Source organism: Ochrobactrum sp. PL_is501, assembly GCF_055816895.1.
The window spans coordinates 454,131-465,691 of sequence record NZ_JBVPGR010000040.1 but is presented as its reverse complement, the minus strand read 5'-3'; the positions used below and the strand labels follow the sequence as shown (position 1 = coordinate 465,691).

12 protein-coding genes are annotated in these 11,561 nt (G+C 60.5%); 2 read left to right on the top strand and 10 right to left on the bottom strand.

From position 1 onward, the window contains the following. The first annotated feature begins 3 nt into the window (after positions 1 to 3). Entirely contained in the window at positions 4 to 411 is a 408-nt protein-coding gene (locus AC0TOF_RS21705) for a VOC family protein (RefSeq protein WP_473769761.1), read from the top strand. 10 nt (positions 412 to 421) lie between these two features. Here the strand turns inward: AC0TOF_RS21705 and AC0TOF_RS21700 are convergent, their stop codons facing one another. From AC0TOF_RS21700 to AC0TOF_RS21660, 9 genes are all read right to left on the bottom strand, one after another. After that, on the bottom strand, positions 422 to 1,087 hold the full coding sequence (locus AC0TOF_RS21700) for a methionine ABC transporter permease (RefSeq protein WP_473769760.1): 666 nt from the start codon (positions 1,085 to 1,087) through the stop codon (positions 422 to 424). Beyond that, positions 1,068 to 2,126 (bottom strand): methionine ABC transporter ATP-binding protein, encoded by a 1,059-nt coding sequence (locus AC0TOF_RS21695; protein ID WP_473769759.1) that lies wholly within the window; start codon positions 2,124 to 2,126, stop codon positions 1,068 to 1,070. The genes AC0TOF_RS21700 and AC0TOF_RS21695 overlap by 20 nt, the downstream gene beginning before the upstream one ends. A gap of 195 nt (positions 2,127 to 2,321) precedes the next feature. Further along, positions 2,322 to 3,158 (bottom strand): MetQ/NlpA family ABC transporter substrate-binding protein, encoded by an 837-nt coding sequence (locus AC0TOF_RS21690; RefSeq protein WP_473769758.1) that lies wholly within the window; start codon positions 3,156 to 3,158, stop codon positions 2,322 to 2,324. A gap of 212 nt (positions 3,159 to 3,370) precedes the next feature. Beyond that, positions 3,371 to 4,969: a GMC family oxidoreductase gene (locus AC0TOF_RS21685; RefSeq protein ID WP_473769757.1), complete on the bottom strand. Its 1,599-nt coding sequence runs from the start codon at positions 4,967 to 4,969 to the stop codon at positions 3,371 to 3,373. A 53-nt stretch (positions 4,970 to 5,022) separates the two neighbouring features. Beyond that, positions 5,023 to 6,006 (bottom strand): branched-chain amino acid ABC transporter permease, encoded by a 984-nt coding sequence (locus tag AC0TOF_RS21680; protein WP_473769756.1) that lies wholly within the window; start codon positions 6,004 to 6,006, stop codon positions 5,023 to 5,025. Position 6,007: 1 nt separating this feature from the next. Then, a complete protein-coding gene (locus tag AC0TOF_RS21675; protein ID WP_006467529.1) occupies positions 6,008 to 6,895 on the bottom strand; it encodes a branched-chain amino acid ABC transporter permease in 888 nt (295 codons plus the stop codon). Beyond that, on the bottom strand, positions 6,896 to 7,615 hold the full coding sequence (locus AC0TOF_RS21670) for an ABC transporter ATP-binding protein (protein WP_473769755.1): 720 nt from the start codon (positions 7,613 to 7,615) through the stop codon (positions 6,896 to 6,898). After that, positions 7,608 to 8,426 (bottom strand): ABC transporter ATP-binding protein, encoded by an 819-nt coding sequence (locus tag AC0TOF_RS21665; RefSeq protein WP_473769754.1) that lies wholly within the window; start codon positions 8,424 to 8,426, stop codon positions 7,608 to 7,610. The genes AC0TOF_RS21670 and AC0TOF_RS21665 overlap by 8 nt, the downstream gene beginning before the upstream one ends. Before the next feature lie 12 nt (positions 8,427 to 8,438). After that, the gene (locus AC0TOF_RS21660) at positions 8,439 to 9,644 is read right to left on the bottom strand and encodes an ABC transporter substrate-binding protein (RefSeq protein ID WP_473769753.1); all 1,206 of its coding nucleotides are present in this window, start codon (positions 9,642 to 9,644) and stop codon (positions 8,439 to 8,441) included. A 267-nt stretch (positions 9,645 to 9,911) separates the two neighbouring features. On the opposite strand from AC0TOF_RS21660, the gene AC0TOF_RS21655 reads away from it, so the two are divergent. Continuing rightward, positions 9,912 to 10,826, top strand: a complete 915-nt coding sequence (locus AC0TOF_RS21655; protein ID WP_122001401.1) for a LysR family transcriptional regulator — start codon at positions 9,912 to 9,914, stop codon at positions 10,824 to 10,826. 205 nt (positions 10,827 to 11,031) lie between these two features. Here the strand turns inward: AC0TOF_RS21655 and AC0TOF_RS21650 are convergent, their stop codons facing one another. Next, a complete protein-coding gene (locus tag AC0TOF_RS21650; protein ID WP_121981789.1) occupies positions 11,032 to 11,472 on the bottom strand; it encodes an Lrp/AsnC family transcriptional regulator in 441 nt (146 codons plus the stop codon). Positions 11,473 to 11,561 lie beyond the last annotated feature (89 nt).

Below are 11,561 nucleotides of genomic sequence, written 5' to 3'. Positions count from 1 at the left end.
CTTATGTCGCTCTTCGATCACATCGGTTTCAAAGCCCGTAACGTCAATCGCAGCCTTTCTTTCTACGAAAGCTGCATGCCCGAACTTGGCCTTGAGGTCATTGCCCGTTCAGGCACTGGTTTCTTCATCAGCGGGGGAGAGCGGGCCCCGGTTCCGTTTCTCTGGATCCATGGCGGCACCGATGGGGCAGGCGATGGGGAGGACAAGCCGGGCGACCGCCTGCATCTGATGTTTACCGCCGGAAGCCGCGAGGCGGTCGAGGCTTTTCATCAGGCAGCACTCAAGGCAGGCGGCAGGGATAGCGGCGGCCCTGCCTATCAGGGGCCGGAAGAAATGGGCTATTACGCGGCGCTTGTCTTCGACCCCGACGGAAACACGCTGGAAGCGGGTTTCCGTGAGAGGAAGCGATAAGCGGGATTGGTCAAGCGCGCAGGTTGCGCTTGTCGAGACGGCTCACCAGCCGGTCGCCGATCCACTGGATGCCGCAAACCATGATGATGAGGATGATCACGACCGCGATCATGATCTGCGTCTCAAAGCGCTGATAGCCGTAGCGAATGGCAAGGTCGCCAAGACCGCCTGCGCCGATGGCGCCAGCCATGGCCGATGCGCCGACAAGCGTGATGATGGTCACGGTGAAACCGGCGATGATGCCGGGCAGGGCTTCGGGGACCAGCACTTCGCGCACGATGGTCCAGCGGTTCGCGCCCATGGAGCGCGCGGCTTCGATGAGGCCGTGATCCACTTCACGCAGGGACACTTCCGCAATGCGCGCATAATAGGGGATCGCGGCAATCGACAGCGGCACGATGGAGGCCCATGTGCCGATGGACGTACCGACGATGAAGCGCGTGACGGGAATGAGCGCCACCAGCAGGATGATGAACGGAACCGAGCGGAAGCCGTTGATGATCGCGCCGAGGATCGTGTTGATAGTCAGGTTCTGGGCAAGGCCGCCGCGCTCGGTCAGGATCATGATGAGCGCGAGCGGCAGGCCGACGACGAGCGAAATCAGGCTCGAAAAGCCGGTCATGATGATCGTCTCCCAGAAGGAGCGCCAGAGAAGATCAAGCATCGCCTGAGACATAGCCGAGTACCTCCGTGGCGTCTGCGTGGGTGTCGAGATAGGTGATGGCGGCGTCAAGCTTTGCCTGGTCGCCCGCGGGCAGGCCGATGAAGAGCGTGCCGACCGGCTCGCCCTGGATCGTGTCCATGCCGCCATGGATCAGCTGCGGTGCTATTTGGGTGGCGTCCGCGACGTTATTGAAGAACGCGCCTTTTGCCGCCGCTCCCGACAGCTTGACTTTCAGCACGGCGAGATTGCCGGAATTTTGCAACCGGTCGCGCCAGACGACGGGCAGTTCCGGCGTCAGCACCTGCAACATGCTTTGCGTCACAGGCGATTGCGGATTGGCGAAGACTTTCCAGACCGGGCCTTCCTCGGCAATCGTGCCGTGATCGAGCACGATCACGCGGTCGGCGATGCGGCGAATAACCTCCATCTCGTGCGTGATGAGCAGGATGGTAAGGCCAAGCTTGGTGTTGATGTCTTTCAGCAGCGCCAGAATGGACTGCGTGGTTTCCGGGTCGAGGGCGGATGTCGCCTCGTCGGAAAGCAGCACAGCCGGTTCGGCGGCAAGCGCACGGGCAATGCCGACGCGCTGTTTCTGGCCGCCCGAAAGCTGTGCCGGATAATGCGTCGCCTTGTCGGAAAGGCCGACAAGTTCCAGAAGTTCCGCCACGCGCCTGGCGCGTTCGGCCTTCGGCTTGCCCGCGATCTTCAGCGGCAGGGCGATGTTTTCGGCGACGGTTTTGGCGGAAAGCAGGTTGAAATGCTGGAACACCATGCCGATGCGGCGGCGCACCGGGCGCAGCGCGTCTTCGCCCAGGCCGGTGATTTCGCGGCCTTCGATCAGGATCGAACCGGCATCCGGCTTTTCAAGGCCGTTGACGCAGCGGATCAGCGTGGACTTGCCAGCGCCGCTGCGGCCGATGATGCCGAGGATTTCTCCGCGTGCGACGGAAAGCGAAACGCCGTTGATGGCTGCCGTTTCGCCGAACATTCGGCGCACGTCTTTCATCTCGACGATGGGCGCTGACGTGGCGGGTGGCGAATTAAGGGTCACGGTCGTTTCTTCTATGTCTGGACAGGCCGCTGCGAGCAGCGACGAGAGATATTCGATAAGGCTTCAAGGAAGGACGATGCCTGGCTCAAGCCATCAGCTTTTGCTGTGGCGATGCTTTAGGGCAATTGTTGTCCGCGCGTCAACAAAAGCCGCGCCGGAAACGGTTCCGGCGCGGTCTTTGTGCCGCTGTGTTGATTAGTTCCAGGCCGGGATGCCGGTGCCTTTGTAGGCGCGGTCGAGTTCGGCCTTCACGGCGTCGTTCTGGAACGAAGCCACGAGGTTCTTCACCCATTCGGCGTTTTCATCTTCGGTGCGGACCGCGATGAAGTTGTTGTATGGGTTGTTTTCCTTCGATTCCCAGCCGATGGCCTCTTCCTTCTTGAGGCCAGCCTTCGCTGCCCAGTCGTTGTTCACGATGGCTGCGTCGAGATCGTCGATGGAACGGCCGACGACACCGGCGTCCAGTTCCTTGATCTCAAGCTTCTTCGGGTTTTCGACGATATCGATCGGGGTTGCCAGAATGCCTACATCCGGCTTCAGCTTGATGAGGCCCTTTTCTTCCAGAACGCGCAGCGCGCGGCCTTCGTTCGACGGATCGTTCGGCACGCCGACGACCGCGCCTTCCTTCAGTTCGTCAAGGCTCTTGTGCTTGCGCGAATAAATGCCGATCGGCCAGACGGCGGTATAACCGGCAACGGAAATCTTGTAGCCGTGCTGCTTGATCTGTTCATCGAGATAAGGCTTGTGCTGGAAGGCGTTGGCGTCGATTTCCTTGCGTTCCAGGGCTTCGTTGGGCTGGTTGTAATCGTTGAAGGTCACGCGCTCGATGTTGAGGCCGTGCTTCTTGCCTTCTTCGGCAACGACTTTCCAGACGTCTTCGTCTTCACCGCCCATGATGCCGACCTTGATGGTCTTGTCTTCCGCGTGGCTCGGCGCCGACGCGAAGCCGACGGTCAGGGCGGCAGCGGTGAACAGAAGGGCTTTCAGACCAGCGCGGCGGGTCAGGGTATAGCGGGAAAGGACTGACGACATTTTGTTTTCCTTGTTCAAAAACTTTTGGAGAGCCGGTCCCGGAAAGCGATCTTTTGAGATGATCTTTCTCCCCCTGCCCACCTTGTTGCCGATAATTCCCTTTTACCGGGCAAGAAACAAGGAAAATTATTTCAGAATTTGTCGTGGGTGCAATGTTGAAATTGCGTTCACAGACAAGTGAGCGGATTGCCATTTCCGCCCATCCGGCTGGCTTATCGGTTGTCAGCAATAATCATCTGTGCGGCCTTCTCGGCGATCATGAGAGTGGGCGAGTTGGTGTTGCCGGACGTGATGGTAGGCATGACCGAGGCGTCGGCAACGCGCAGGCCCGCAATACCGTTGAAGCGCAGGCGCGGATCGACGATTGCCTCGGCATCCTGCCCCATGCGGCAGGTGCCGACGGGGTGGAAGATCGTCGTGCCGATATCGCCCGCCGCCTTTTCCAGCTGTTCCTGCGTTTCGTAACTTGGACCGGGCTTGAACTCCTCCGGACGATATTTCTGCAAGGGCGCTTGCGCTACGATGTGGCGCGTGAGGCGGATGGCGTCGGCAGCGACGCGGCGGTCGCTCTCGGTGGCGAGATAATTCGGCCTGATCGCCGGTTGGGTCCGGTGATCAGGCGATTTGATGTGGATCGAGCCGCGGCTGTCAGGACGCAGATTGCACACGCTGGCCGTAAAGGCGGGGAAGGGGTGCACGGCCTCGCCAAATTTTTCGAGGCTGAGCGGCTGCACGTGATATTGCAGATTGGCGGTTTCATAGGACGGGTCGGAGCGGGTGAAGACGCCAAGCTGGCTCGGCGCCATCGACATGGGACCAGAACGGCGCAGCAGATATTCCAGCCCGATCATCGCCTTGCCGACAAGCTTGCTTGCCTTCTCGTTGAGCGTCGGGATGCCGCTGACCTTATAGGCACAGCGCAATTGCAGATGATCCTGAAGGTTTTCGCCCAGCTGCTTGCGCTCCAGCTTGACCGGAATGCCCGCCTGTTGCAGCACGTCGCCGCGCCCGATGCCGGACAGTTCGAGGATTTGCGGTGAGCCGACCGCCCCGGCAGCAAGGATCACTTCGCGCCTTGCCTTGATGGTGCGGGTCGCGCTGTTCTGGTCGAAGGTGACGCCGGTGGCGCGCAGGTCCTCGATCTCGATGCGGCGGACATGCGCGCCGGTTTCGACGGTCAGGTTCTTGCGATCCAGCGCCGGGCGCAGAAAGGCCTTGGCGCTGTTCCAGCGTATGCCGCGCTTCTGGTTGACCTTGAAATAGGAGACGCCTTCATTGTCGCCGCGATTGAAATCGTCGGTGGCGGGAATGCCTGCGGCGACGGCGGCATCGCGGAAGGCATCGAGGATATCCCAATGCAGGCGGGCGCTTTCGACACGCCATTCGCCGCCCGCGCCATGCAGCTCGCTTGCACCGGCAAAATAGTCTTCCGATTTCTTGAACAGCGGCAGCACATCGTCCCAGCCCCAGCCGTCGCAACCGGACTGACGCCACAGGTCGTAATCGCGGGCCTGGCCGCGCATATAGATCATGCCGTTGATGGAGGAGCAGCCGCCAAGCACCTTGCCGCGCGGATAGCCGAGCGAGCGGCCATTCAGGCCCGGTTCGGCCTCGGTGGTAAAACACCAGTCGGTGCGCGGATTGCCGATGCAATAGAGATAGCCGACGGGGATGTGAATCCAGGCATAATTGTCCTTTCCGCCTGCCTCCAGCAGCAGCACGGAGCGGTTGTGGTCTGCGGAAAGCCGGTTCGCAAGCGCGCAACCTGCCGTGCCCGCGCCAACCACGATGTAATCGTAGGTGTCGGTCATGATCTCATATCCAGTCAATTGGCGGGGTTTTCAGCCACCCCGCAGGCCATGTTTTAACCGAAGAGTTTCTTTCCAATCCGCGATGCATAGAACTCCCCGACGATCCCTTTGCGGAACAGGAGAACGCAGGCCATGAAGATGACGCCGGTTACGATCGTGACGGGGAAGTCGGATGTTGCGAGATAGTTCTGCAAGGCGACGACGAAGGCGGCGCCGACGATGGGGCCGATCAGCGTGCCGATGCCGCCGAGCAGCGTCATCAGGATCACTTCGCCCGACATCTGCCAGCCAACATCGGTCAGCGTCGCGAACTGGAAGACAAGCGCCTTCAAGCCGCCTGCAAGACCGGCCAGCGCTGCCGACATGACGAAGGCTGCGAGCTTGTAGCGATTGACGGAATAGCCGAGCGAGATGGCGCGGTTTTCGTTTTCGCGCACGGATTTCAGGATCATGCCGAAGGGCGAGTTGATGATGCGCCAGATGATGAAGACGCCGAGCACGAACACCGCCAGCACGAAATAATACATGTTCATCGGCTGGTTGAGGTCGATGAAGCCGAACAGATATCCGCGCGGCACGCCCTGCAATCCGTCCTCGCCATGGGTGAAGGAGGCTTGCAGGCAGAAGAAGAAGAACATCTGCGCCAGCGCCAGCGTAATCATGGTCGAATAAATGCCCTGACGGCGGATGGCAAGATAGCCGATGACGAGGCCAAGGGCTGCGGCGGCAAGGACGCCGAGCACGAGCCCAAGCTCCGGCGTGACGCCCCAGACCTTGACCGTATGAGCGGTGATATAGGCCGCGCCACCGAAGAAGGCGGCATGGCCGAAGGACAGAATGCCGGTGTAGCCCAGAAGAAGATTGAAGGCGGAGGCGAACAGCGCGAAGCACAGCATCTTCATCAGGAAGATGGGATAGACCATGAAGGGCGCGGCCAGCAGCCCGACAAGGGCAATGCCGAGGATGACGGCGGAAAGGCTGTTGACGGCAGGGGTCTTGCCGTGGGCGGCGGTGGCCTTGAGAGCGGTATCAGCCATGTCAGGCCTCCTTCCCGAACAGTCCGGCGGGGCGCACCAGAAGAACGATAGCCATGATGACGAAGATGACGATGCTGGAGGCCTCCGGATAGAAGACCTTGGTGAGACCTTCCGCCAGCCCCAGCACATAGCCGGTGATGATGGCGCCGAGGATCGATCCCATGCCGCCGACCACCACCACGGCAAAGACCACGATGATGATGTTGGAGCCCATCAGCGGGCTGACCTGATAGATCGGCGCGGCCATGATGCCCGCAAGACCGGCAAGGGCGGCACCGAGCGCATAGGTGAAGGTGAGAAGCAGCGGCACATTGATGCCGAAGGCTTTCACCAGCGTCGGGTTTTCCGTCGCGGCGCGCAGATAGGCACCAAGCTTGGTCTTTTCGATCAAGAGCCAGGTGCCAAGGCAGACGATGAGCGAGGCGACGACTACCCAGGCGCGATAGTTCGGCAGGAACATGAAGCCCAGATTATGTCCGCCCGCAAGCGACGGCGGCACCGCATAGGGCTGGCCGGCAGCGCCGTAATAATAGCGGAACGTGCCTTCGATCACGAGCGCAAGGCCGAAGGTGAAGAGCAGGCCATAGAGCGGGTCGAGATTATAAAGCCGCGACAGCGCCACGCGCTCCACGATTGCACCGCCCAGCCCGACGATGAGCGGAGCGAGGATCAGCGCTGGCCAATAGCCGATGCCGAGCCAGCTCAACAGCAGGTAGCCGACAAAAGCGCCGAGCATATATTGCGCGCCATGGGCGAAGTTGATGATGCGCAGCAGGCCGAAGATGATGGCAAGGCCAAGGCTCAGCATGGCATAGAACGAGCCGTTGATGAGGCCAACCAGCAACTGCCCGAGAAGCGCCTGCAAAGGTATTCCAAAAATCATTGTCATTCAGACCCCCAATGCATGCGTAAGTTCTGCCATGCGGGCGGGCAGTTCGGCGGTCGGAAAATTTTCCGTCACCACGCCATGATCCAAGAGGTAGAAGCGGTCGGCGACCTTGGCGGCAAAGCGGAAATTCTGCTCGACCAGAAGCACGGTCATGCCGCGTTTTTTCAGCTCCACCAGCACATCTCCGATGCGCTGCACGATGACGGGCGCAAGCCCTTCCGTCGGCTCATCAAGGAGCAGCACCTTGACCCCGGTGCGCAGGATGCGGGCAATGGCCAGCATCTGCTGCTCGCCGCCCGAAAGCTTGGTGCCGGGGCTGTTGCGGCGCTCATGCAGGTTGGGAAAGAGTTCGTAGATCTCATCGAGCGACATCGCGCCCTGACTGCCCTTGGCGACGACCGGCGGCAAAAGCAGGTTTTCATGCACGCTGAGCGTGGCGAAGATGCCGCGTTCCTCCGGCACGAAGCCGAGGCCCGCATAGGCGATACGGTGAAGCGGCACACGCATGATGTCCTTGCCGTCGAGCGTGATGGTGCCGGTGCGCTTGCGGATGATGCCCATGATGGCGCGCAGCGTCGTCGTCTTGCCGACGCCGTTGCGGCCCAGAAGCGTGATCGTCTCGCCCGGCCAGATGTCGAGGTCGACGCCGTGCAGGGCGTGGCTTTCGCCATACCAGGCATTGAGCCCGCGCACGGACAGGAGCGGTTGGCCTCTATTCATGTTCGGTTCCCATATAGGCGGTGCGCACGCGCTCGTCCTTCGAGACAGTGGCATAATTGCCGGAGGCGAGAATCTCGCCGCGCTGCAGCACCGTGACGTGGTGGGCAATGTCGGCCACCACCTTGAGATTGTGTTCGACCATCAGGACCGCGCGGTCCTTCGCCACATCGGCGATGAGGGCGGCAATGGTGTGGACGTCTTCATGGCCCATGCCGGCCATCGGCTCATCCAGCAGCAGCACCTTGGGATCGAGCGCCAGCGTGGTGGCGATCTCAAGCGCGCGCTTGCGGCCATAGGACAGATCGGCGGCCAGCGCATGGCGGGCATCGGCAAGACCGACACGCTCCAGAAGTGCGATGGCCTGCGCATCAAGCCGGTGGAGTGCCGACAGCGACCGCCAGAACTGCGTGGCAAGCCCGTTGGGACGCTGCAAGGCGACCTTGACGTTTTCCAGCACCGTCAGATGCGGGAAGGTGGCTGAAATCTGGAACGAGCGCACCAGCCCCATGCGGGCCACCCGGGCCGGATCGGTCTTCGTGATGGTTTCGCCCAGAAGCGTGATTTCACCGCTCGATGGCTGCAAGAACTTGGTCAGGAGGTTGAACACGGTCGTCTTGCCCGCGCCATTCGGCCCGATCAGCGCATGCACGCGGGCATGTTCCACATCAAGATCGACATTCTTGACCGCGTGAAAGCCGCCAAAAGACTTGCCCAGTCCGCGCGCCGAAAGAACGGTCCGGCCACCGGATGAGCCGCCATCGTGCGGCCCTGCTTCATGCAGGGCCGTCATATTGCCAGTTGCTGCGTTCATTCAACCAGCCTCTTACTGCGTTACCAGCGGGCAGCCGCTTTCTTCCGGCTTCATGTAGGCCTGATCGCCGGGAATGGTGGCAAGCACCTTATAGTAATCCCAAGGCGCCTTGCTTTCATCAGGCTTTTTCACTTCCATCAGATACATGTCGTAGATCATGCGTCCGTTGGGGCCGACCTTGCCGTGGCGGGCGAAGACGTCTTCGACCGGCATTTCATGCAGCTTCTTGGCGACGGCTTCGGTTTCGTCGGTGCCTGCCTCCTTGATCGCCTTCAGATATTGAAGGACGGCAGAGTAGGTGCCTGCCTGAACCATGTTCGGCATGCGGCCCGTGCGCTCGAAGAAACGCTTGCCGAATGCACGCGATTCGTCATCGCGGTCCCAGTAGAAGCCTTCCGTCAGCGTCAGCCCCTGGGCGGCTTCGAGGCCGAGCCCATGCACTTCGGCGAGCGTGAAGAGCAGGGCGGCGAGGCGCTGGCCCCCGGCGACAATGCCGAATTCAGCCGCCTGCTTGATGGCATTCGATGTGTCCAGACCGGCATTGGCGAGGCCCAAGACCTTCGCGCCTGACGATTGCGCCTGCAACAGGAAGGACGAATAGTCGGTCGTGCTGAGCGGATGGCGCACGGAACCCAGAACCTTGCCGCCCTTGGATTCGACGAATTTGGTCGTCTGTTCTTCCAGCGAATAGCCGAAGGCATAGTCGGCGGTCAGGAAATACCAGGTGTCGCCGCCCTGTTCCACCAGCGAGCCGCCAGTGCCAACCGCCAGCGCATGGGTGTCGTAGGCCCAGTGGAAGCCATAGGGCGTGCACTGCTTGCCGGTGAGTTCGGATGTGGCGGCGCCGGTGTTGATCGTGATCTTCTTCTTGTCTTTCGACAGGGCCTGCACGGCGAGGCCAACCGACGAACTCGTCAGTTCCATGATGGCATCGACCTGTTCGGTGTCATACCACTGGCGCGCGATGTTCGACGCCACGTCGGGCTTGTTCTGATGGTCCGCCGTGATGATCTCGATTGGCGCATCGAGCACCTTGCCGCCGAAATCTTCGGCAGCCATCTTGGCAGCCTCGAACGACCATTTGCCGCCGAAATCGGCATAGACGCCGGACTGGTCGTTCAGAATGCCGATCTTGACCTTGCCGTCGGAAACTTCCGCCGCCGACGAGATAGCCGTGGCGGCGAAAAGCGCTGCCGTTGCAAGTGCGAGACATTTCATGAAGTGCTCCTCCCAATAACACTTTGAGCCATTGCGGAAAAACCGCACGGCATCCTCTTCCTCCAAGCAGTCCTTTCAGACGGGAAAACGGCCTGTCCTCTTTACCGTTCGTCCCTTTGCTTGCGCCCGGCTTGTTCCTCCATCCGGCCCTGGATTGAAACGGTAGCATTGACAAATGCGTACACGAACAACAATTTTTGAACATTGTCTGTTCAAAAATGTACAGATGCAGTGGCGGAAGCCACTGCAATTGTTTGGGAGGGGTACATGCGGCAGTTCACATGGGATGATCTGCAATATTTTCTGGCGGTTGCGCGCACCGGCCAGCTCTCCACGGCGGCGCGTCAGTTGCGCACCAGCCATGTCACCGTGCTGCGGCGGATTGATCGGCTGGAACAGGCTCTTGCGACCAAGCTTTTCGAGCGCAATCCGCGCGGCTATCTGCTGACGCCCATCGGCGAGCGGCTGGTGACGTCTGCCGAGGTCATGGAACGCGAGGCGATGAAGTTCCAGACGGAAGCCACGGGCAATCTGGCCGCACTTTCGGGCGTTGTGCGCCTTTCGACGCTGGAAGGTTTCGGCAATTTCTTTCTCGCCGACCGTCTGCCGGTGCTGGCGCAATCCTATCCGAGCCTGTTTGTGGAAGTGGTGACGATCCAGCAGATCATGTCGCTGTCACGCCGCGAGGCGGAACTGTCGATCACGCTGCACATGCCGCGCACCGGCCCCTATCACAGCGAGAAGCTGACGCCCTATCGTCTCTTCATCTATGGTCATCGCGATTATCTGGAACGGCATCCGCCGATCAGGACACGCGAGGATATGGCCCGGCATCCGTTCATCGGCTATATTGACGACATGGTTTTCACGCCCGGCCTCGATTACATGCGCGAGATCCTGCCGGGGCAGCGCTGTACCTATCAGAGCTCAAGCATCCATGCGCAGCTGATCGCCACACAGATCGGTTATGGCCTGTGCGTGCTGCCTTATTTCATCGCCAGCCGGCACCCGGAACTGGTTCCGGTTCTGCCGCGCGAGATGCATCTGGTGCGTGAATACTGGATGAGCTGTCACGTCGACGTGGTCGCCGCACCGCGAATCCGGGTGTTGAGCGATTTCATGATCCGCGCCGTGCGCGAGTCGTCAGCAATCTTCCTTGGGGAACCCCTGCTGCGGGCATGATATATGGCCGATTGCCGTTCAGATCGTGCCGCCGCCAATGGCGACAATGCAGGTGACGACGAGTGCGGTAAAACCGAACCCGATAATGAACAGGTTAAGTGTTTTCATGACCCCTCCCTTTCAACCCAGGGGCGTTATGTTCGACTTGCGGTGGAATGTCTACCGCAAATTGCAACTATCCAGACTAAAGTGGTAGAGCTGCTCTTCAGCCGTTTTCACGCTCGATATCCCGGCGAAGAACGATTGCCGTAGTGAGATCCTCTACCGTCTCGTGGGTGGCCATCAGATCGCGCAGGCGATTGAGGCGATCGATGGAAGGAACTTCAACCTCCACGATCAAATCGAGCTGGCCGCTTACCGAGGAAACCCGGCGCACTTCGGCGTGCCGTGCCAGTTCATCAAGCAGGCCGAGGGCCGGGGTGCGCTTGAGGCTGACCAGGATCATGGCGCGGATGATGTTGCTGTCGATCTGGCCAATATCTGCGCGATAGCCGCGAATGACGCCGCTTTTCTCCAGATTGGCGACGCGCTCGCCGGTAGCACTGCGCGAAAGCCCGATGCGGCCCGCCAGCGTCTTCAGCGGTATGCGTGCTTCCTTGGAGAGAATGGCCAGTATCTCGCGATCCTTCGCATCCAGTTCCCGCATGGTCGGTTCTTTCGTGCTGCCGTAAATGTGCCGGTCCATTCCGGCAAAGTGCCGGTCCGACCGACCACTTGTCTGATGCCTGAAATTTG